The organism is Clostridium sp. Marseille-P2415, assembly GCF_900155545.1.
Classification (GTDB): Bacteria; Bacillota; Clostridia; order Lachnospirales; family Lachnospiraceae; genus Lacrimispora.
Map to the genome: position 1 here is coordinate 84,574 of NZ_LT732525.1, position 22,529 is coordinate 107,102.

The 22,529-nt window shown below is 43.3% G+C and carries 24 protein-coding genes; 2 read left to right on the forward strand and 22 right to left on the reverse strand.

Translation table 11 applies throughout. From position 1 onward, the window contains the following. Positions 1-376 precede the first annotated feature (376 nt). The 7 genes from BQ9856_RS00425 to BQ9856_RS00455 all read right to left on the reverse strand — a co-directional run bounded on the left by BQ9856_RS00425 (position 377) and on the right by BQ9856_RS00455 (position 7,087). On the reverse strand, positions 377-1,333 hold the full coding sequence (locus BQ9856_RS00425) for a HEPN domain-containing protein (RefSeq protein WP_077609233.1): 957 nt from the start codon (positions 1,331-1,333) through the stop codon (positions 377-379). 53 nt (positions 1,334-1,386) lie between these two features. Then, a complete protein-coding gene (locus BQ9856_RS00430; RefSeq protein WP_077609234.1) occupies positions 1,387-1,578 on the reverse strand; it encodes a hypothetical protein in 192 nt (63 codons plus the stop codon). 1,190 nt (positions 1,579-2,768) lie between these two features. Then, positions 2,769-3,956, reverse strand: a complete 1,188-nt coding sequence (locus BQ9856_RS00435) for a MalY/PatB family protein (RefSeq protein WP_077609235.1) — start codon at positions 3,954-3,956, stop codon at positions 2,769-2,771. 28 nt (positions 3,957-3,984) lie between these two features. Continuing rightward, positions 3,985-4,740 carry an amino acid ABC transporter ATP-binding protein gene (locus BQ9856_RS00440; protein ID WP_077609973.1) on the reverse strand — a complete coding sequence of 252 codons (756 nt, stop codon included), beginning with the start codon at positions 4,738-4,740 and terminating at the stop codon, positions 3,985-3,987. Between the two features lie 43 nt (positions 4,741-4,783). Further along, the gene (locus BQ9856_RS00445) at positions 4,784-5,488 is read right to left on the reverse strand and encodes an amino acid ABC transporter permease (protein WP_077609236.1); all 705 of its coding nucleotides are present in this window, start codon (positions 5,486-5,488) and stop codon (positions 4,784-4,786) included. A gap of 17 nt (positions 5,489-5,505) precedes the next feature. Further along, positions 5,506-6,210 (reverse strand): amino acid ABC transporter permease, encoded by a 705-nt coding sequence (locus BQ9856_RS00450; protein ID WP_077609237.1) that lies wholly within the window; start codon positions 6,208-6,210, stop codon positions 5,506-5,508. Positions 6,211-6,256: 46 nt separating this feature from the next. Then, entirely contained in the window at positions 6,257-7,087 is an 831-nt protein-coding gene (locus BQ9856_RS00455; RefSeq protein ID WP_159441909.1) for a transporter substrate-binding domain-containing protein, read from the reverse strand. Between the two features lie 362 nt (positions 7,088-7,449). Here BQ9856_RS00455 and BQ9856_RS00460 point away from each other — a divergent pair, with 362 nt between their 5' ends. Then, a complete protein-coding gene (locus BQ9856_RS00460) occupies positions 7,450-8,127 on the forward strand; it encodes a helix-turn-helix transcriptional regulator (RefSeq protein ID WP_077609239.1) in 678 nt (225 codons plus the stop codon). A 161-nt stretch (positions 8,128-8,288) separates the two neighbouring features. Beyond that, positions 8,289-9,494 (forward strand): DUF401 family protein, encoded by a 1,206-nt coding sequence (locus tag BQ9856_RS00465; protein WP_077609240.1) that lies wholly within the window; start codon positions 8,289-8,291, stop codon positions 9,492-9,494. 297 nt (positions 9,495-9,791) lie between these two features. Here BQ9856_RS00465 and BQ9856_RS00470 read toward each other — a convergent pair whose 3' ends face one another. The 15 genes from BQ9856_RS00470 to BQ9856_RS00540 form a co-directional block, all read right to left on the reverse strand. Continuing rightward, positions 9,792-10,661: a TIGR03943 family putative permease subunit gene (locus BQ9856_RS00470; RefSeq protein WP_077609241.1), complete on the reverse strand. Its 870-nt coding sequence runs from the start codon at positions 10,659-10,661 to the stop codon at positions 9,792-9,794. Beyond that, positions 10,658-12,274: a permease gene (locus BQ9856_RS00475; protein WP_077609242.1), complete on the reverse strand. Its 1,617-nt coding sequence runs from the start codon at positions 12,272-12,274 to the stop codon at positions 10,658-10,660. The genes BQ9856_RS00470 and BQ9856_RS00475 overlap by 4 nt, the downstream gene beginning before the upstream one ends. A 1-nt stretch (position 12,275) precedes the next feature. Continuing rightward, positions 12,276-13,241 (reverse strand): CobW family GTP-binding protein, encoded by a 966-nt coding sequence (locus BQ9856_RS00480; protein WP_077609243.1) that lies wholly within the window; start codon positions 13,239-13,241, stop codon positions 12,276-12,278. 23 nt (positions 13,242-13,264) lie between these two features. Next, positions 13,265-14,071, reverse strand: a complete 807-nt coding sequence (locus BQ9856_RS00485; RefSeq protein ID WP_077609244.1) for a metal ABC transporter permease — start codon at positions 14,069-14,071, stop codon at positions 13,265-13,267. Then, on the reverse strand, positions 14,058-14,765 hold the full coding sequence (locus BQ9856_RS00490) for a metal ABC transporter ATP-binding protein (protein ID WP_077609245.1): 708 nt from the start codon (positions 14,763-14,765) through the stop codon (positions 14,058-14,060). Before BQ9856_RS00490 ends, BQ9856_RS00485 begins: the two co-directional genes overlap by 14 nt. Positions 14,766-14,786: 21 nt before the next feature. Next, entirely contained in the window at positions 14,787-15,512 is a 726-nt protein-coding gene (locus BQ9856_RS00495; protein ID WP_077609246.1) for a GTP-binding protein, read from the reverse strand. Positions 15,513-15,535: 23 nt separating this feature from the next. Continuing rightward, entirely contained in the window at positions 15,536-16,342 is an 807-nt protein-coding gene (locus BQ9856_RS00500) for a metal ABC transporter permease (RefSeq protein ID WP_077609244.1), read from the reverse strand. Next, positions 16,329-17,036 (reverse strand): metal ABC transporter ATP-binding protein, encoded by a 708-nt coding sequence (locus BQ9856_RS00505; RefSeq protein ID WP_077609245.1) that lies wholly within the window; start codon positions 17,034-17,036, stop codon positions 16,329-16,331. Before BQ9856_RS00505 ends, BQ9856_RS00500 begins: the two co-directional genes overlap by 14 nt. A 21-nt stretch (positions 17,037-17,057) precedes the next feature. Next, the gene (locus tag BQ9856_RS00510; protein WP_077609974.1) at positions 17,058-18,011 is read right to left on the reverse strand and encodes a metal ABC transporter substrate-binding protein; all 954 of its coding nucleotides are present in this window, start codon (positions 18,009-18,011) and stop codon (positions 17,058-17,060) included. Positions 18,012-18,126: 115 nt separating this feature from the next. Then, positions 18,127-18,438: an AraC family transcriptional regulator gene (locus tag BQ9856_RS00515; protein WP_077609247.1), complete on the reverse strand. Its 312-nt coding sequence runs from the start codon at positions 18,436-18,438 to the stop codon at positions 18,127-18,129. 23 nt (positions 18,439-18,461) lie between these two features. After that, positions 18,462-18,872 carry a Fur family transcriptional regulator gene (locus BQ9856_RS00520; protein WP_077609248.1) on the reverse strand — a complete coding sequence of 137 codons (411 nt, stop codon included), beginning with the start codon at positions 18,870-18,872 and terminating at the stop codon, positions 18,462-18,464. A gap of 72 nt (positions 18,873-18,944) precedes the next feature. After that, on the reverse strand, positions 18,945-20,429 hold the full coding sequence (locus BQ9856_RS00525) for a DUF4153 domain-containing protein (protein WP_077609249.1): 1,485 nt from the start codon (positions 20,427-20,429) through the stop codon (positions 18,945-18,947). Beyond that, the gene (locus BQ9856_RS00530; RefSeq protein WP_077609250.1) at positions 20,429-20,638 is read right to left on the reverse strand and encodes a helix-turn-helix domain-containing protein; all 210 of its coding nucleotides are present in this window, start codon (positions 20,636-20,638) and stop codon (positions 20,429-20,431) included. Before BQ9856_RS00530 ends, BQ9856_RS00525 begins: the two co-directional genes overlap by 1 nt. Positions 20,639-20,649: 11 nt before the next feature. Continuing rightward, positions 20,650-21,102: a DUF2975 domain-containing protein gene (locus tag BQ9856_RS00535; RefSeq protein ID WP_077609251.1), complete on the reverse strand. Its 453-nt coding sequence runs from the start codon at positions 21,100-21,102 to the stop codon at positions 20,650-20,652. A 244-nt stretch (positions 21,103-21,346) separates the two neighbouring features. Then, a complete protein-coding gene (locus tag BQ9856_RS00540) occupies positions 21,347-22,444 on the reverse strand; it encodes an ABC transporter ATP-binding protein (protein WP_077609252.1) in 1,098 nt (365 codons plus the stop codon). Positions 22,445-22,529 lie beyond the last annotated feature (85 nt).

Consider the following 22,529-nt stretch of genomic DNA (forward strand, 5'->3'; position numbering starts at 1 on the left):
CACATATCCGGATATATCACTGGTCGATTTGATCAGCATCACGGATGCACTGTCAACTCTCGATGAGTATGTGAAAATATGGTAATAGCATGGCGGGCCACTGCCCGCCATGAGCAATACAAAAATTTTGCCAGAAAACTAAGCAGCTTAATGACAGTTAAAATGAGCACGACTACGACAGCTCAGCTGGTCAGTAACAATAGGGCACAATAGGTCACCGGAAGAGATAGTAGAAATATTCTTCCGAACATTTATTCTATTTGCTGTCCTTGCAAAAAATAACAGTATAATTTTAGTATCACAAAGGCGAGCCCGGATTACCAGATACTCGCCTATTATCTCTCAACTGTATGGTTAAACAACTTCATGGGTTAAATTATTTGAACTTTAAATCTGTAATATGTGCCCTTAATTCTTTTACATTACGTATACTCATTAATTTTTTATCAGTAAGAAACTTAGCAATAATTATTTTTACAATTATAAATATTCTTTCTAATTCTTGACTTATCACTTTTTTATTTTTACCATGAGCTATTGAAGAACGTATAGTATACAAATCTTTTATTTCCTTCTCAAAACTTATTCTTTCGTTTCTTTCTTTACCAATTATAAACGCTACATACTCACTAATTTGTGCAGTAATACTTTTATTTATAAAACCGTCTTGTTCCATCAATATAGCCTCTAACGCTAAAAAACACTGCATGTATGCAATTCCATCATCATTTTGATGCGTAGCTTCTGATATACATATTATAGCTTCTTTTACCCTAGTTTCCATATCGTTTAGATATTGTTTTTCCATTAAATCCCAAACTCTTTTTGATAAATCAGATTCGAATAAATAATTAACGAACTTATCTATGCTTACGCTGCTCTTAATTTCAGATAATGAGACAAAGGTATTATTATTGTAACCATACATGCCAGATGTAGATTCATGATTCAGATTATAAAAGCCAATTCGTAATCTATCTGAATTATCATTTTTAAGTAAAAATCTAAAACAAGTGTCAATTAATTTAAATCTTTGAATTGCATATTCTTGTGCCTTATCCTCATCTTTCGCCGAACATTTTATTTTCATATAAATTACATCATCGTTTGTTTTAAGTTTATTATAAAAATGAGAGACTATTTCGTTATCTAATCTATTCTTATTTAGAAATTCTTCTATAAAATCTTTTTTTATTAGAGTTATGTCTCTATACTCTATAAAATCGGCACTATCAATAGTCATACCATAAGAAACTTTTATAAAATCAAACTCTTTTATTGGCTTCTTTCCATAATGTTTTACTATACTATTAAAATCATTAAATTCATTCAAACATATTAAGTGGTGTATGTGATGAGTAAATTCTTTAAGTGAAACGTCCTTTTCTACTTTGTATAGGCTCTTATAAAGTTCATTAATGTAATGATCCCATTTTTTTTATCTTCATTTAATATATATATTAGCGTCCCATTTCCTACATTTGTGATAAGTCTACATTTTGAATTATATTTATCAAAATTACAATCTACAAAAATAGTTTTTGATTTTATGTTTTCAATTATTTTATCCTCTTTCATAGAATCCCCCTAAATTTATATTCTCTTACATATTAAACCGTAATTTCACAAAAGAAAACCCCCATCTTTCGACAGGTGTATTAATTGTTAAACAATAGATTTTCAAAACGATATTGCAATGCCAATTAAATTATGTTATATTGAAGTTACAAAAGAGCAACCGCCACACAAGGTGGAAGCTCCCAGAAAATAGAAAAATGTCCTAACGGACACCGCCTATCCTGTTCGCATCAGGGTAGGCTATTTTTTTAACTTATTTATGTAAGTCAGCAATGCCAAGATGAACGTTGCAAATAGTATGATATCACTAAATGAGAACATATTTGACACCACCTCCCTTCTAATATGACGTAAAGACATAAAAGCCGGAAGGTTCCACCCTGTATTCGGTTACTCCTTTAAACATATTACCATACATTCCCTTAGTCCACAATCTTCTTTTCTGCAATCATACCCTGCAAACTGAAAAGGACAAATTCCCTTTTCGTACTTCATTCTACTTTTCCGGTAAACATTCCTTCCGCTTCTTCCTCTCTGAATTTTGCAAACAAAATAGCGTAGGAACAAGAAAATCCAAAACTGGATTATCCTATTCCCACGCCTTATTATGGCTTCTTTTTTACTATAATCTCATTTATTATTTTCATATAATCTTCATGATAAACTTCTTCTTGTTTAGAATTAACAAAAGCTCTGCTCTCTTCCTGTTGCGACATCGCAACTTCCATTCCCGGTAGTATTGGTAGCACACCGAGGTAATTCTTCACGATCACATATAGGTTTATTCACTATGCTACCGGGATCTGGTTACTTCTTACCTTCCCCCGGCCCGCAGCATTAATCTTTCCGGAAGTCCATTCCCATTAATACTATTGTATAAAGTTAATATTAAATGAACCGTCCTAAATTGAAAACAATATTAGAAAAGACTGAAAATTTTTTATAATATTATTTAAACCTCTGAGTTGGTACAATTTGCAATATAACTCAGAGGTTTCCTTTATGTCAAAGATCCCCCCTATAGTTCTGACTTTTTTGAAGCCGGCAGCTGTTAACGCTTTCACCGATTATTTTATATCTATATTTGGTACATCAATTAGTGCGCGGCCCTGCTTTACATCTGAAAATACTAATCGGGTAGGAGGCATTGACTAACCGCTGTCTTCCCAGTCGAGATGCAAATATAAATCTCATCGTCTCCGTTTCTTATATCGATCTACCGCCACAAGAAGCCGCTCCATCGCCTCTTCCAATACCCATAAAGGACAGGCAATGTTGATCCGCTCAAACCCTTTTCCGCCTGCTCCGAATATGTATCCCTCGTCTAAAAACAGCTGAGCCTCCATCTGCATAAATTTTTCCAGCTCCATATAATCCATACCCAGCCCATTGAAATCCAGCCACTGCAAGTAGGTTCCCTGAAGATCGTATACTTTCACTTCAGGCAGATTGGCGGCCACAAATTTCTCAATATATTTTTTATTGGCATCCAGATGCAAAAGCAATTCATCAAGCCAGGCCTCGCACTGGGTATAGGCAATCTCACACGCTTTATATCCCATCAAATTTAAGGAATGGTATCCTCTCGCCGCAGTGATTTTCTCCCTCATTGCTTCATCGGCGATAAAATGATTGGAGGTCTGAAATCCTGCCAGATTAAAGGTTTTGCTGGGAGCAGTGCAGATCACGCAGTTGTTCACATACTTTTCCTCCAGAGTACCCATGGAAACATGGTGATAACCGGGAAGAATCAAGTCAAAATGAATCTCATCAGAGATGATAAAGACTCCGTTTCTCAGGCAGATATCTGCAATCCTTATAAGTTCTCCCCTGGTCCATATCCGGCCTACGGGATTATGAGGGCTGCATAATATAAGAAGCGTTACATCCTCTTGTGCCGCTTTTTCCTCAAAATCCTCAAAATCAATCTCATAGGATACACCGGTATTAATCAGTTCTGTTGTTACCAGCTTCCGTTTATTATTTTCCACAGACATACGGAATGGATAATACACCGGTGTCATGATAAGAACTGAGTCCTCCGGTTCTGTAAAGGCAGCCACCATCTGGCCAAGCCCGGGCACCACCCCTGCTGTTTCTACAATCCATTCCTTTCTAGGAGTAAATCCATGTCTTTTTTCCATCCAGCCTATTACGCTGTCATAATAGGCATCGGTCGCTCCGGTATACCCTAATGTAGTCTGGTCTAAATAGGCTTTTAATCCTTCAATAATCTCCGGCGGATTTTTCCACTCCATATCTGCTACGGAAAGGGGCACAACGCTTTCCTTTATATCAGGATTTTTTTTCTTCATATCATTCCATTTAAAGGAACCTGCATTTTCTCTTCTCACCAGCGTTTCAAAATCGTAGTGCATTTTTCTTCCTCCATCTATTCTTTCTCTCTTACTCTTCACCGGCAGCCTGAGGATCCGTGATCCGCTTTAAAAACTGCCGCGTTCTAGGTTCCTTGGGATTCACAAGAATCTCGGAGGGTTTTCCTTCCTCTACAATGTTGCCTCCCTCCATAAAAATAATCCTTGATGCAACCTCTCTGGCAAATGAGATTTCATGAGTCACAACAATCATGGTGATCCCTGTCCGGGCAACGGTTTTTATGGTACTTAACACCTCACCTACCAGCTCGGGATCAAGCGCTGAGGTTGGTTCATCAAAAAGAATTACATCGGGATCCAGAATCAGTGCCCTCGCGATGCCTGCTCTTTGCTGCTGGCCTCCGGAAAGCTGGGACGGATAAAAATCACATCGCTCAGAAAGACCGACTTTGGAAAGAATTTCACGGCTCATTTTTTCCGCATCTGCTCTCATTAATTCTTTTACCGTTACCAGACCTTCCATGACATTCTCCAGAATGGTTTTATTCTGAAAGAGATTGTAGTTTTGAAAAACCATGGCTGTCTTCCTTCTCAGTTCAATGACCTGGGTCTTTGAATGCTTTTTACAGTCCAGACGGAAGCCATTTACCGTAACGCTGCCGTCATCGGCACTGTCTAAGAAATTGACAGTGCGAAGAAGCGTTGTCTTGCCCGAACCGCTGGGTCCCAGAATAACAACCACCTCTCCTTTTTCAATATTTAAATTAACTCCCTTTAAAATATGGTTTTTTCCAAATGATTTATGGATATTGTTCAGTTCCACCATATGTGCCATATTACCTGCTCCTTCCTCATTTTCATGTCCGCTGTCAGGCAGAAGCGCCTGCCCGGAACTTTTTAAGCCGGCTCTCACAGATGCGGAATAATTTATTAAATACAAAACTGATTGCTTCATAGATCAGAGTTGTCATGACATATGCTTCAATAAAATTAAGAGCCGGCATCGCCAATAAATTAGCGGTTGCCGTTATTTCATAAACTCCTACGTAATACGCAAGAGAGGTGCCTTTTACCAGACCGACAAAAATGCCGCCCAGATTGGGAATGGCTATGGCAAGCGCCTGGGGAAAGGTAATCCGCACAAGCGCCTGGGTTCTTGTCATTCCCACACTGAATGCCGCTTCCATCTGTCCCTCGTCTACAGCAGATAAGGCTGAACGGAATATCTCTGAGGAGTAAACTGCCTGATCAAGAACCAGCGCAATGATCGCATACACGATGGCAGGAACTGCATTGATATCAATGGTGATTCCAATGCTTAGACCGTAACTGTATAAGAGAATCGGTAAAGCATAGTAGGATATGTATAGAAGAATCACCATGGGTACGCCTCTCATGAAGGAAACGAACACGGCTGAAATCTGGGATAAAACAGGGACCCGGTGTTTTCTGATCAATGCAATGGAAAGACCAAGCAGCCAGCCTGCTGCAGCGGATACAAAGGACATGAAAAGCGTGATGGGAACTGCAAGCATGATCTTCGGCAACGCTTCTATAATAAATTTAAAATCCATCCTGTTTTCCTCTTTTCTTAACTTGTTGCCTTTTTCCGGCCCTTTGTATAAATCTTTTCTGTAAATTTACTGAAATACTCCAGGATAATACAAATGACCCAGAAAATGATTCCGGTTGCAATGTAGACTTCCAGCCGGTTCGCCCCATAACTGGAGGAGCTGATGGCCCTGGCTTTGCCCATCAAATCAATCACACCGATTGCAAACGCCAGAGATGTATCTTTAAACAGCATGATGATGTTATTGCCCAGGGCAGGAATTGCAATGCCAAATGCCTGTGGAAAAATGATCCGGTGAAACGCCGTAAACTCTTTCATTCCCACGCTGTATGCCGCCTCCCCCTGTCCCTTATCCACCGCCAGATAAGAGGCTCTCATCATTTCCGCCATATTAGCAGATGTTCCCAGAGAAAGACACGCAACGATAAATACGGTCTTGCTTACTTCCGATAAATCAATTCCTACGGTCTGTGCCAGCTGGGGAAGTCCCAGGTAGATGAGAAATATCAAAACCAGCGTGGGAATTCCTCTCATAAATGCGATGTAGCCATTTGCAATCACTTTCAGCCATTTTCTCTTTCCGATTCCGGCTATGGTAACGAGAGCCCCCAGTATCAGACTGATCAAAAGAGACAGCAGAAGAATCTCCATGGTAACAGGAAAAGCCCTTAATACGTCTGGAATATAACCTGGGATTGTGGCTGGTTTGAACGTGTTTTCCAAATCCTTTTCCCTCCATTCTTACTTAATCTTCACTCAGATAGATCGGTTATTTTGCTGTTATACTTACCATATCAGCATATTTGGAGAATACATCCTGACCAAGGTATTCCGCCGACAGCTTTGATAAGGTTCCGTCCTTTGCCATATCCTTCAATGCTCCGTCAATAGCCGTATTTAAATCATCTTTTCCTTTTGCGCACATGATGCTGGTATCCTCCACCATAACCACATCGGTGAGGGTGAGATTATCAAGGTTCAATTCCTTCTGCACACTGTCATAGGTGGACTGATAGGTAAGACTGGCATCTACCTGGCCGTTGGAAACCTGCTTGAAGCCGTCTGCAGTGGATAAATCGCTGACTGCATTGATCTTGATTTCTTTTCCCGGATTTTTTTCGTTGTAAGCCATCAGCATGGAATATTCGTAGCTTGTCGGCGACTGATTGATAGATTTTCCTGCCATATCAGCCAGAGTCTTTATTCCGCTGTCTTTCCTGACACACAGGGACATGGGGGAGAGACAATAATACTGCTCCGGAAATAAGTATTTTTCTTTCCTTGCGTCACTCTTTACAAGCTGATGAGATACCACATCCAGAGCACCTGAGTCAATAGAAACTATCAGAGTATTAAAATCCATGGACTGGATATCAAATTCGTATTTGTCCAGACGCTTATCAATCTCCTTTAATACCGCTACATCATAACCCACCGGTTCGCCCTTGTCGTCAAGGGAGCAATAAGGCGGCATAGCATTGCCGGTACCCACCTTCACTTTCATAGCACCGGAACTCTGGCTTTTGCCACAGCCAGCCAAAGATACTGCCAGTGTGAGAACCATAGCCAAACAAACTGCTTTTTTCATTATCTTCTTCATATTTTTCTCCTCCTGCATCTGCTCTCATAATTTGTATTCCGCTTCCATAAATTCCTGTCAAATGACAAAAAAGGCGTCTGCTTTTATGCAAACGCCTTTGTCTACCACCTGTTCCATTCCTTAATGGCTTCAGAACTGTTAGGCAAAGTATATTCCATTGCTTTCCCTTTGTCAATATTTTTTTATCAAGATAATAATATTTTATTATTTTCACAAATATTCATGATTCATCCTTTATTTTTAATACACTTTTTCACAAAATCATTAGATTAGCAGATAATTTACGGATAAGGATTTACAGATATGGACTTTTCGGTATATAATAATTAAAAATTTATCAGACCTAAAGGGGGGTAATCTCAATGACCGATATCATGAAACACTACGAAATGCTGACTTATTTTCTGGGAAATGTTTTAAGTGACAATTATGAAATAGCTCTTTTAGACTTAAGGGAAGGAAAACGATGCATAACAGCCATCGCCAACGGGCAGAACAGCGGGAGAACAGCCGGAGCCCCTTTAACCGATTTAGCTCTTAAAATCATCAAAGAAGGAATCTGGAAAAAGGAGCCATACCTGCTTAATTACAACGGTCTCACCAAAGACAAGAAGCCATTGATCTCCTCTACCCTTTTTATCAAAGACGGACAGGAATTGTTAGGCATGCTCTGTCTGAATGTGGACATACAGATTTACCGGGAATTGTGCCGTTCCATCTTAAATCTTGGAGGACTTTCCCCGGAACCTCCTTCCAGAGAGGTAATCAATTTGTCTCCGGAGCACACGGAGACATTTACAAACGACATTGGAGACATGATCACCAACACCATGCCAGATTATATCACGGAAAACAGGATACCTGTTAACCGGCTCACCCAGGATGAAAAGATCTCCATCGTAAGGCAGCTGAATGAAAAAGGGGTTTTTATGTTAAAAGGAGCCGTCAGCGAGGCTGCTTTGAAATTAAACTGCTCCGATGCCACCATCTACCGGTATTTAAGCAAAATCAGCAAATCCGAAACAAAAAAAACAGATTGACATTTAGAAAAAATGATGCTAAACTCCCTGATAATATTTTATTACAATAATAATTTTTTATCACGCTACTAGGGAGGCAACCAAATGAATACTATCATATTTTTTCATGCTCCGATAAAATCAGGTAAAAAAAGCCGCAGGGAAAGTTTGAGGTGGCTGGTATGGAACTAATGAAACTTTTACTGGTTTTTCTTGTAATTTTAGCACTTCTCTGGCTTAAAAGACCATTATGGCAGGCGATCGCATGCAGCATACTGCTGTCATTTTTCATCTTTAGAGTGCCTGCTTCCCGTATCTGCTCCATCCTTTCCCGCGCGGTTCTTTCCCGGAGCACCGCAACCATTCTTTTCAGTTTTTACACCATAACATTTCTGCAGCGAATGCTGGAAAAGAGGAATCTTTTGATGAAAGCCGAATCCTCTTTGAACCATCTGTTTCGAAACAGACGCATCACCGCTATTCTTGCTCCCATTTTCATCGGACTTCTTCCTTCTGCCGGTGCGGTATATATCTGTGGATCCATCGTTGATTCTTCCTGCGGGGACTATTTAAGCAGAGAGGATAAAACCTTTGTTACCAGCTACTACCGTCATATTCCGGAAAGCTTTCTTCCCACTTATTCTTCCATACTGATTGCACTGGGACTTGCAGATATTGAGACAGGAGCCTTTCTTCTTTCCATGCTCCCGGCTGTTTGTATCCTGATCTTTCTTGGTTATATTTTTTACTTAAGAAAAATACCGAAAGAAATTGCCGTAGACAAAGGTACCTCGAAATCAGCAGCATTCCGGCAGCTTGCCGGCAGCTTATGGAGCATTGCGGCGGCCATTGTTCTTATCGTTGTATTTCATTTTGAAGTATACATAGCCACTCCCCTTGTAATTATAGCGGCATTTTTCTATTACCGCTTTTCTTTCCGTGAGATCAAACCCTTTTTTCGCTCTGCCCTGGAGCCCAAAATCATTATCAATACACTTCTAATCATGATTTTCAAAGAGGTTCTGACTTATACGGATGTGATTTCCGGACTGCCTCAGCTTTTTGGTTCTCTGCCGTTTCCAACATACTTTGCGTTTGCGTTGATCTTCTTTTTCGGATCCATTATCGGCGGATCTACAGCAATTATCGTACTTTGCCTGCCTCTGGCCTTTGCTGCAATTCCAGATGGAGGAGCTGCTTTGATGATGCTTTTAATGTCCTCTTCCTACTGCGCCATGCAGATCTCCCCCACACATATCTGTCTGGCTCTGGTGACTGAATATTTCCATACAGGAATGGGGGATTTATTAAAGCGGACTCTTCCGGTCATCCTTATTTTCTTTTTACTCATTCTCATGTATTATCAGGTGCTGACTTTGTTCCCGTGACTTCATGGGGGAGTTATCCAGTAAGACCGTTTTTATTGATGGGACGAAACTGTAGGCATGTGTAAACAAGTATACCTTTGTATGGAAGAAATCCGTGGGGAAATGGGAAGAAAAGATGTTTGGAAACATAGAGAAAGCGATACAGCTGGTAAACTAAGAGCAGGGTAGGCAGCCAACGCCACACCATATTCTATGGCAGGATTTTGTCTACCCCCCTCAGAACCGTACGTACACCCTTCAATTATGAGATTTCCAAAACCCGGAAATATCAGAATGATTGTATCTTTCGTTATACTTTTAATAATACGGATAAACATATTCTTCCGCAGGCTTTTCAGCAGCTTCGATATTTTCTGCTTTTATGGTCGGATAACCATCCGTAACCTGAATTTTGCCTGTAACGGTAACCCAGTCATTTTCCTTAAAAGGAAAGCTTCCTTCATAATCGGTCATTAACCCCATGGGTGACATGTCTGCCGAACAGCACCACATGGACAAGCGGACCAGCGCAAATTCATTCTCTTTCCGTTCCTCCATGTCCAGGAATACGAACCCCTTCATAATGATGGTGTAACCCTGATACGCATCCGCGTTGGATCCCAGCTCATACATCCAGGTATAAAAATCTTCATCTGCAATGGTGATCGTCTTTGCTTCTTCATTGAGCCCGTTTAAGCCGCTGTCCGGCAGTGTTTCCTCTTCCGCAAGCTGCTGCCGGTCCACGGACCCATCCGTTGATGCATCCGGCTTTTCCAGATTCCCATCCATACCGTATCCATCATAAGAATCCGCCTCCTGGGTACTGTCAGACGCATCTCCGCTTCCCCCCGTGGGAGCGATTGGAATATTGGCGTTTGAATAACTTTTGATCATGGAGCCTGCAGCCGGCGGCGCAGGCGGAACCGCAAGGAGCAGAATGGGAATGATCAAAACCAGACAGCGGTGCAGCCGGCTTTTATACTTGGGTCTTAACATGTTTTTTCCGTTCACCGCCGCCCAGAAAAGCATCAAAGCAGACAAACCGTAAAGATAAGGCTTCATGCGCGGCGTCACATAATACAAATACATTCCGGTAAACGTGAGCCGGAACAACAATATTCCAAAAATCAGAAAACAGGCGCATTCGGTGAATGCCTCCAGATTGAATCCTTTTCCACGTAACCTCATATCCGGATCCCTCCGCTTCCCAAACTTGCAAACATCAGAACGGCCACAAAGCAGATGAGGAATGCAGTCACCAAAAGCCTTGCTGCAAATTTTGCCCGAAATCCGCCAAGAAGCATGGCAATATTTTTAATGTCCATCATGGGCCCGAATACCAGAAAGCCCATTAGCGCCCCAACCGGAAAAACGCCAGCCATGCTTCTTGCCACGACCGCGTCAGAGGAAGAGCACAAAGACAGGACAAATGCCATTGCCATCATGAAAAGGATGGAAGCCGCCAGAGGGATCCCGGCTCCTGACCGGATCATGGCGGGCTGCATATCCTGAAATACCGTTGAAACAAAAATACCCGTCAACAGATATTTCCCCACCGCAAAAAATTCATTCTGGGCATGGCGCATCATCATAAAAAACCGGGATGACCGCTCCGGATTTCCTGCAGGATCATCATAGACTCTGCAGCCTCCCGCCTGTCCCTGCATAAGGTCTGCTCCGCTCCGCAGACCACCTGCGTTTACCGGATGCCGGGCATCATCGGTTAAAAGGACCTTTTTGGGCGGGCAGACCAGACAGGTAAGGCCGGACAGGACCGCACAAAGAACGCCCAGCCCGCATCTGGCCGCAATCATTCTTACATTCCCGTTAAACGCATACCAGGTGGAGAGGATCACCACCGGATTAATGACAGGGGAAACCAGCATGAACGTCACCGCAGCCGGCATGGGGACTCCTTTTTTTACCAGACTCTTAAAAACCGGAATGGAAGCACAGTCACAGACCGGAAGACAAAAGCCTGCCACAATGGCAAACAGCTGGCCTGCTATTACCTGCTTCGGAAATTTCCTCTGGATCCATTCCGGCTGCACATATACCTGAATGGCAGAAGAAAGAAGGACTCCGATTGCCAGGAATGGAACAGCCTGCAAAAATACCCCCAGAAACACAGTAAAAAACGCCTGAAAGGAAAATCCAGACTGCCCCAGTGCCGGCATTACAGCCAGATAGAGAACCGTCAAAACTACAGCAGACAAAAGCCACATTTGCGGCTTTATGTCATAACGGAATAATCTTTTTGCAAAACGTTCCCATTTTCCCCCGGTAAAAATATGGATATCGGGATTGATATCAAAAAGCGCTTTCCCTTCCCCTGATATCTGCTCCGTCTCTCCCACCCGAAGATAGGCGCAGTCACTGGCCGCAATTTGCGACATGGATATGGCGCCCGCATCTGAAATCCGGCCCCGCAGTCTGTCTTCCTCGGCCGCATAAATAACCTTTTCGATACTGAGAACCGGCTTCATGGAAAATTGAAGGAGCATTTCTTCCAGCTTATGAAAATGTTCCATCCCGTTCCATTCAATTATGACCAGATCCACCGGGTTATCCATAAGAGAATCGCGGATGGACTCTGCGATTTCAAAAGGGGCTTCTTCCAGCCGGTCTTTGGAATAGACGAGCCTGCGGACCTGGCCGTTTTGTGTCAGAGGAATGTCACCGTTCTCAAACAGGATCGCCAGGATCTCCTGCTCCTCCAATTCTTCTTCAATCAAACGGTTCATTAATGTGGTCTTACCGGAATCCAGGAATCCGGTAATGACCCATGCAGGAGTGACCATACTATAATTCTCCCTCAAATAATGTTTTTATTTGCTGCTCACTCAGCCCTGTGCCGATAAAACAGACGCTGCTGCCTTCCGCCGTACAGGGCTCAATTTTCAGAATCCCCGGTATGTATTGGAATAACAGCCCCCCATCCCCGCTTCTTACGATTCCTTTTCCGCGTAAAATCAAACCGTCGGTATGCTTAAGCACCCTCGTTATCTTCTGCCTTAACTGGTCCTTTGACAGGGAGCCGCCGCAATCCAAGGTAACCGTAGTAAAAATCTCTCTGGCAAAGTGCAGGCGGGGATATCCTTTTTTCTCACCTCTCCCCCCAAATCTTATCATGCGGTTATACTTCGGGCCGGCAGACGTTACCGTCTCCAGCGTCCGTACTCCGTTTACCCTTTGCCCGGACTGGAACACTGAAACAGGGATGCTGTCCCAGAAATCAGCCAGGATCTGGGCTTCCTGGTTCATATCCCGTATCTTCCCAATGGTCTGTTCGATCTCATCCGCATGATCTCTTTGATGGCTTAAAAGAATCAGGTCCGCATACCGGATCTGATCCTGAAAGAACTCACCGTAATTTTCCTTGTATTTATCAAACTTCATCTCATCAACCACGGTAATGCACCTGTTTAACCGGACCAGATCCTTTTGCCTGAGGCAGGATTTTATAATGTCGGAAAGCTTTCCAACGCCGGAAGGCTCTACTAATATGGCATCCGGCTCATATTCCTTAACGATCCGGGCGATGGCCTTTTCAAAATCACCTGTCATGCTGCAGCAGATACAGCCGGCGTTCATGCTGGTGACCGTCAGCCGGCATTCCCGAAGCAGGCTGGCATCGATCTCCGCCTCCCCGAAATCATTTTCTATTACAACAACCTTCCGATCCCGGAAAACGGTTCTGACCATTGTCTGTATGAGAGTGGTCTTGCCGGCGCCCAGAAACCCGGAAATAATATAAATATCAGTCATTCTTAATCGCTCCTTACGGTGTTCTAGCCTTTTACTCCAAGCAGCTTCTTTCCCACAAAAATCAAAAGAAGGAAAATAACCCCCACCAGTACAATGGTACCTCCCGGCTTTAATCCCATATAGTAGGCTGCAAATAACCCTGCAATCATAAACACAACGTCAAAGCACACGGCATAGACTACGGTTTGCCTGTAATTCTTTCCAAACTGCATGGCACATGCCACCGGTATCACCATCATGGAGGATACGATGAGTGCCCCTACGGTCCTGGCTGCAATGGAAACCGTGACAGCCGTCAGTATGGTAAAAATAAAATTTACCCTTTTTACCGGAACTCCTGCCAGCCTGGCACTGCGCTCATCAAGGGCAATATAAAACAGTTCTTTATAAAGAAGCAGAAACAGGAGCAGGACCGTTAACGAAATCCCGATGACCAGGAACATTTCCATATCGCTGATTGCTACAATGCTGCCAAAAAGAAAACTGTTAAAATTCGCGGAATTCTTCACAAATCCCGATAAGACTCCGGCCAGGCCGATGCCTGCGGCCATCATGATCGCGATGGACATTTCCGAATACCGGGGCAGTTTTCTCCGGATCGCCTCAATGCCAAATGCTGCAAGAACACAGGCGGCTGCCGCACCGGCCACGGGATTGATCCCCAGGATCAGACCGGCCGCTACTCCGGCCAGTGATGTATGGGACAGCGCGTCACCGATCATGGACAGCCTTTTTAATACGATCACGACTCCGATACAGGGAATTACCATTGCCAGCAGGATGCCAACAAGAAACGCCCGCTGCATAAAGGCATAATTAAATATTTCCATTGTCATCCGCCTCCTGATCATTCGGGATCCTCTTCATTCCGCCATCCTCCAGCTGCCAGATGTCATCTGCCAGCCCCTGCAGGTGTTTTCTGTCATGGGTGACCATAAAAACCGTCACCCCTTCTTCGCGATTGAATTTCCGGATTAGCCGGTAGAATTCTTCCGTATTTCTCTCATCCACGCCGGAAGTCGGTTCATCCAGAATGAGGAGCTGCGGCTTATTTACCAGCGCCCGGGCAAGAAGGACCCGCTGCTGCTGGCCCCCTGACAGCTTTCCGATCAGACGTTTCCGGTACGGTTCCATACCTACCTGGCAAAGCGCACGGTGCACCTGCTCTTTTTCCTTTTTCCCCGCAAACCGGAACATGCCGATCCGGGCGTATAGGTTCGCCTGGACAATCTCTTCCACGGACGCAGGAAAGTCCTTATAGGATGCCATCCCATTCTGGGAAACATATCCCACATCTTTCCAATCATGAAACTGCCTTAAATCATGCCCCATAAGCTTTAAACTTCCGGTTTCCCCTGTCAGGGGAAGTTCCCCCAGCAGCAGTTTTATGAGCGTACTTTTTCCGGCTCCATTGGCCCCGATTAGGGCGGCAAACCGCCCCTTCGGAACCGAAAGATCCACACCCTCAAGAACCGGTGCGCTTCCATATGAAAAAGCCAGCCCCTTTATTTCAATCGCATTCACAAGTCTTACTCCTGTCTCTTTTTATTCCAGCGCCTTTTTTAAAGCGGCCAGATTTTTCTCCATGACGGAGAAATAATCCCCGCCGGCATTGATCTCTTCCTCAGTTAAGCCTTCCATCGGATTNGGGCCGGCAGACGTTACCGTCTCCAGCGTCCGTACTCCGTTTACCCTTTGCCCGGACTGGAACACTGAAACAGGGATGCTGTCCCAGAAATCAGCCAGGATCTGGGCTTCCTGGTTCATATCCCGTATCTTCCCAATGGTCTGTTCGATCTCATCCGCATGATCTCTTTGATGGCTTAAAAGAATCAGGTCCGCATACCGGATCTGATCCTGAAAGAACTCACCGTAATTTTCCTTGTATTTATCAAACTTCATCTCATCAACCACGGTAATGCACCTGTTTAACCGGACCAGATCCTTTTGCCTGAGGCAGGATTTTATAATGTCGGAAAGCTTTCCAACGCCGGAAGGCTCTACTAATATGGCATCCGGCTCATATTCCTTAACGATCCGGGCGATGGCCTTTTCAAAATCACCTGTCATGCTGCAGCAGATACAGCCGGCGTTCATGCTGGTGACCGTCAGCCGGCATTCCCGAAGCAGGCTGGCATCGATCTCCGCCTCCCCGAAATCATTTTCTATTACAACAACCTTCCGATCCCGGAAAACGGTTCTGACCATTGTCTGTATGAGAGTGGTCTTGCCGGCGCCCAGAAACCCGGAAATAATATAAATATCAGTCATTCTTAATCGCTCCTTACGGTGTTCTAGCCTTTTACTCCAAGCAGCTTCTTTCCCACAAAAATCAAAAGAAGGAAAATAACCCCCACCAGTACAATGGTACCTCCCGGCTTTAATCCCATATAGTAGGCTGCAAATAACCCTGCAATCATAAACACAACGTCAAAGCACACGGCATAGACTACGGTTTGCCTGTAATTCTTTCCAAACTGCATGGCACATGCCACCGGTATCACCATCATGGAGGATACGATGAGTGCCCCTACGGTCCTGGCTGCAATGGAAACCGTGACAGCCGTCAGTATGGTAAAAATAAAATTTACCCTTTTTACCGGAACTCCTGCCAGCCTGGCACTGCGCTCATCAAGGGCAATATAAAACAGTTCTTTATAAAGAAGCAGAAACAGGAGCAGGACCGTTAACGAAATCCCGATGACCAGGAACATTTCCATATCGCTGATTGCTACAATGCTGCCAAAAAGAAAACTGTTAAAATTCGCGGAATTCTTCACAAATCCCGATAAGACTCCGGCCAGGCCGATGCCTGCGGCCATCATGATCGCGATGGACATTTCCGAATACCGGGGCAGTTTTCTCCGGATCGCCTCAATGCCAAATGCTGCAAGAACACAGGCGGCTGCCGCACCGGCCACGGGATTGATCCCCAGGATCAGACCGGCCGCTACTCCGGCCAGTGATGTATGGGACAGCGCGTCACCGATCATGGACAGCCTTTTTAATACGATCACGACTCCGATACAGGGAATTACCATTGCCAGCAGGATGCCAACAAGAAACGCCCGCTGCATAAAGGCATAATTAAATATTTCCATTGTCATCCGCCTCCTGATCATTCGGGATCCTCTTCATTCCGCCATCCTCCAGCTGCCAGATGTCATCTGCCAGCCCCTGCAGGTGTTTTCTGTCATGGGTGACCATAAAAACCGTCACCCCTTCTTCGCGATTGAATTTCCGGATTAGCCGGTAGAATTCTTCCGTATTTCTCTCATCCACGCCGGAAGTCGGTTCATCCAGAATGAGGAGCTGCGGCTTATTTACCAGCGCCCGGGCAAGAAGGACCCGCTGCTGCTGGCCCCCTGACAGCTTTCCGATCAGACGTTTCCGGTACGGTTCCATACCTACCTGGCAAAGCGCACGGTGCACCTGCTCTTTTTCCTTTTTCCCCGCAAACCGGAACATGCCGATCCGGGCGTATAGGTTCGCCTGGACAATCTCTTCCACGGACGCAGGAAAGTCCTTATAGGATGCCATCCCATTCTGGGAAACATATCCCACATCTTTCCAATCATGAAACTGCCTTAAATCATGCCCCATAAGCTTTAAACTTCCGGTTTCCCCTGTCAGGGGAAGTTCCCCCAGCAGCAGTTTTATGAGCGTACTTTTTCCGGCTCCATTGGCCCCGATTAGGGCGGCAAACCGCCCCTTCGGAACCGAAAGATCCACACCCTCAAGAACCGGTGCGCTTCCATATGAAAAAGCCAGCCCCTTTATTTCAATCGCATTCACAAGTCTTACTCCTGTCTCTTTTTATTCCAGCGCCTTTTTTAAAGCGGCCAGATTTTTCTCCATGACGGAGAAATAATCCCCGCCGGCATTGATCTCTTCCTCAGTTAAGCCTTCCATCGGATTTAAAACCTGGGTAACGGCACCGGTTTCTTTCGCAATTGTCTCTGCTACCTTCGGGCTTACCAGTTCTTCAAAAAAGATGGTTTTCACGTTGTTCTCTTTTACAAAATCAATCACTTCCGCCATTCTGGCCGGATCCGGCTCCGAATCCGGTGACAGGCCTTCAATCCCCATCTGGGTGAGCCCATAGGCATTGCAGAGATAGCCGAATGCTTCATGGGACACTACAATGACTTTATTCGGAAGGGGGGATAAGGTGTCTTTAAAAGACTGATCCAGTTCATCGAACTTATCTGCATAGGTTTTATAGTTGGCTTCGTAATAATCCTTGTTATCCGGATCGGCCTCTATGAATGCATTCTTAATATTCTCCATCTCTTTTTTGGCATTCAGCGGGCTGAGCCAAACATGAGGGTCATACTCCGAAGCCGTTTCATTTTCCTGATCCGCTTCTTCGGAGTCTTCCTCATGACCATGTCCTTCTCTAAGCGTAACCCCATTCGATGCTTCTACCGTTACCAGTTTCTGATTTTCCAGACTTTTCAGCACATCTTCCACCCAGTGTTCCATTCCTGCACCGCTGTATACGAATACATCTGCCTGTTCCAGGTTTGTGATATCGCGGGTAGCCGGTTCCCAGTCATGGGGCTCCGTACCCGCCGGAACCATGTTCGTTACTTCTGCTTTCTCCCCGCCTATTTTAACTGCAAAGTCATAAACCGGGTAAAAGCTTGCCATTACTTTCAGCTTTTCGCTGTCTGTTTCCTTATCTTTATCCGTACAGCCTGAAAGGATGACGCCGGCTGCAAGTACTGCTGCAGACAGTACAGGGATCAACTTCATTGATTTTTTCATCATAATTACTCTCCGATTTTCTAAATATTCGTTCATAAAAATAAACCATCCGGCTTCCGGCCGGACAGTAACCTTATGTATAAAAACAAGTCAGACCGGTTCCGCCCGGTAAGATTCAATCGTCTAATCGGATTTTTAAACGAACCAAAGAGACCGGAATCAAAAAGAATCCGGCAAGATAGGCAATGATAATTTTTTTCATAAATATATATGCAAAGATGCTGACTGCTCCGGCTCCCACTGCTTCTGACAGTACATGAAGCGTTGTCATACACGCTCCGATCTCAGCACAGACATGACAGCCCTCACCTGTACATTTATGGTCCATATGTGTTAAAACAAAAAAATAGGAAAAGAGAAGAATAACCGTTACAAGAACAGCTAAAACCCAAGCAGTGATCCGTCTGTAATGTTTCATATACTTCATGCTCTTCTTCCTCCCCTTCTTCATTAAGTCTTCTGGCATTTCCTGCAGCAGCCATACAGCACCATGTGCTGCTGATCCAGCTTGAATTGATGCTCCTCGTGAATGTGTCTGGAAAACTCATCCAGCCTGGAACACTCAAGGGGAATGATGCAGCCGCACTTCAAACATACCAGTTTTCCCACACTGCTGTTTAATTCTTCCCCCGTATACCGGAACTGTGCCTTTGAACCGTCTACGGATGGTATCTTTATTACCACTCCATCTTCGGTTAACCGCTCCAGCGCCCGATATACGGTTGTCTGTCCCACATGGATCCCATCCCGGCGGAGGCATTCTATAAATTGTTCCACGGTACAAAATACTTCTTTTTGCTTTTTTAAACAGTTCAGAATGATTTCCTGCTGTTTTGTCCGGTATCTCCCTCGTTCTGCCATACTCTTCACCCGTATTCGAAATTAGAAATCATTTTCATATTATACCATTGATTTCAAAATTGTCAAGGTTCGTTAATCATTTTTTTCTAATAACCGCTTTAACTGTAATGAGGAAAGATTGTAAGTGCTGTACGGATTGCTTTTATACATTTCAAGCTTATCACCCAGATAATATCCCGCATTGATTCCGTTCTGGACAGCATAAAGCATTCCGTCATCCGAAGTGCTGCAGATTGACCGCAGGTCTAAGTCCTCCAGTTTCCCCGCCTGATGCATTCTAATATTATATCTTGCTATATTTCTGTCTATATTGGAAAAACACAGCACCCCAAACATGATGACAAATGACAGCAGCGCATATTTTGCAATATGAAATTTAAAATGAAATTGTTTGATAATGATCAGCACAAATATGACAGCCAGAAGAATCATAAACCAGGATGTATAGACTCTTAACTGTGTCAGGCCATACTGTCCGATATACATCACCATTTTACTGACGGCAGTAGATATAATAAGTAAAGTAAACACGGACAGGACCGCAGAATACAGCTTAAGGATCACCGGCTTGTTTTCACCGCCCTGCTTTGGCAACAGGCTGATGAAGACAAGAACCATCAGATTTATCACGGATATCACACATAGTTCAAAAAAGCCCCTTCTGGCATATTCCGCATAGCTGTAATCCTGAGGCAGGTTTCCCCCAAAAGCCGCAATAAAATACCGGACCTGCGAGATAAAAAACAGAGCATATAAAAAGCAGATGGGAGTAACCGCTGAGTAAACCGCAATATTAGGAGTGACCTGGAGTTGTTTTAAGCCTTTCTCACACTGTTCATCCGTTAACAGATCTTTCTTTGCTTTCCTGACATTGGAGAATAACATTCCAAACAGATATAAGGCAACCGGGATTCCTAACATGAACTGCATGATGATTTCTACGCATTTAACGGAAATATTATCAAAAAACATCCCCAGCATATCCTTTACGCCTTTATCTGCACTTATTAACAGTCCGGCAACCATAAGGGTAAGCGGGATCGTGACGATAAGACCCAGGAAGGCAAGCCTTATGTTATTACTGGTCTTTGATCTTTTTGATGAATAAGCGATTACCTTCGGCAGCCTGGTAAAATCAGTAAAGGGCATGATTATGGCTGCTTTCAGTATGGAAAAGACAAAGAACCGTTCTACCGTATTTTTTTCACTGCATATAGAATAAACCCAATAAATTCCCAATAAGGTCACAAAATTAAAATCAAGAAATTTAATAAAGCGATTGGCTGTGATTGAAAACACCAGGCTGAACAATAATATCAATACACATAGAAAAATATGAAATTTATTCATATGAAATTTACTTCTTCTAAGGTAGGCCAGACAGGCAGACATTGTTGCAATAAAAAATAAAGTTGTAAAAAAGCCGGTAACATTCCATAAAACAAAGCGGATAAAACAGAAACCCAATAACAGCACAATATAAACAAATACATGATCGAATCTGCTGTAGCTTGTAACCTCTTCCGCTGTATTCATATCAGGTAACTTATCCTCCATCACTCTTCCTCCCTATATTCTAAAATATCACTTGGCTGGCATTCAAGTGTTTTGCATAGCTTTTCTAAAGTAGAAAACCGGATCGCTTTCGCTTTATTTGTTTTTAGAATTGACAGATTGGCCGGCGTAAGACCTATTTTCTCCGCAAGCTCACCGGAAGAAATTTTACGCTTCGCCATCATTACATCCAAATTAACTATAATAGGCATATTCTAACTCCTTATATTGTAAAATCATTTTCAATCTGCAAGGCAACAGCCTGTTCAAACACATTTTTGAGGACTCTTAATATAAGGCCAAAAAAAGCTGCTGCGAATGAAAGGAAGAAGTAAACAGGAAACCGGAAACCAAATACCATGAATATTATGAAATCAATGGATACGGCAAAACAACACCATGAGATAACCCGTAAAATGGTTACATTCTGATCAATGAATATCTGTTCCTTTCTGATGTTTGAAAGCAGCCGGTCAAGTGCCGCAATGATGATAAACGCCGGGATTAAGGCTATATAAAGGGATATACATATCGGTATGAATAAATCTGATCTGCTGGAAACTAAATCAAACCATTTAACCCCCGCCGGAATGAGAAAAACCGACAGTATTAGTGTAAAAAATACCATTTTAACGAGTACTACTGATAATTTAAGTGACTTACATTTTGTCCACATGGATCAAATGCTCCTTTCCTTACTTTCAATATAAAATTCCTTTTTCTCGCAACTCGCGCGATTATTTTCATGTATTATAACACACACAATATCCTTAGTCAATATTTATATATTGTTTTTCAATATCAAATTATTGTTTTATAATATCTTTCGTTTATACCAAAAAGAGGCCGATTCCCTCTCAATTTTTTTGAAATCAGAGAATCCACCCCTAAATCGGATCTTGCATAAAACGTATATCAATTTAATGATTAAAGAAATTATCCGGATATCCAATTGACCCGGTTGTCTCAAAATCAAACAAATGAATTTTGTCAAAGTCCGGCATAAAAAAAACCTGTTCTCCAGCCATGGGTATATTTTCAGTGCAGATCGAAATAAATTCTGCTCCGTCAATCTCAAAAAATACTCCAACTCTATTTCCGTAGTCTTCTTTATATTTTACAATCCCCATTAATGCATTCTCCTGCTTAGCGGTTGTTATCTTTGTATGCTCAGGCCTTATGCCAAAATAAAGCTTTTCATTTTTATTTTTTAATATTTTACTTAGCCATGGATCCGGAAGAGTAACTTGCTGTCTGCCGATAAAAAGACTCTTATTATGGTATTTGGCTTCCGTCACATTCATGGAAGGAGAACCAATAAATTTCGCGGTAAATACATTTGCAGGCCTGTTGTATACATTGGAAGGCGTATCCACCATTTGAAGAACCCCGCCGGACATTAACGCGATCCTGTGTCCGACCGTCATGGCTTCGACCTGATCGTGTGTTACATAAACAAGCGTCTGGTTGTAAAGCTCATGAATTTTCACAAGTTCTTTCCTGGCATGCAGCCTGAGCTGTGCGTCAAGATTTGAAAGCGGTTCGTCCAGCAGAAAATAATCCGAACGCTTAACAACCGCTCTCGCCAGCGCAACTCTTTGTCTTTGCCCGCCTGAGAGATGCTTCGGCTTTCTGTTTTCAAGGCCGTTTAAATTAAGCATTGTGATTGCGGCGTTCGTTCTGTCTTGTATTTCCTCTGGAGCCAGTTTATTTACTTTTAATCCATATGAAATATTTTCTTCCACGGTCATATGGGGAAACAGTGCGTAGTTTTGAAAGACCATGGCCACATTCCTTTTACTGCTGGGAATGCAGTTTACAATTTTATCTCCCATGTAAAGATTTCCCGATGTTATATTCTCTAAACCCGCAATCATCCGTAACGTGGTTGATTTTCCACAGCCGGAAGGACCCAAAAGCACAAGCCGTTCCCCTTCCCGGATATCAATATTAAGATCATTTACGACCAAGTTTTTGCCATATGCTTTATTTACTCTCTCAAATCTGATATTTTTCATTAATATCTATTCCTTTCGCGTGCTTAAAATCCGGCTTGCGGATTCCCTGGTTTAACAACTCAAAAAAAGGGGGATCTCTACCATA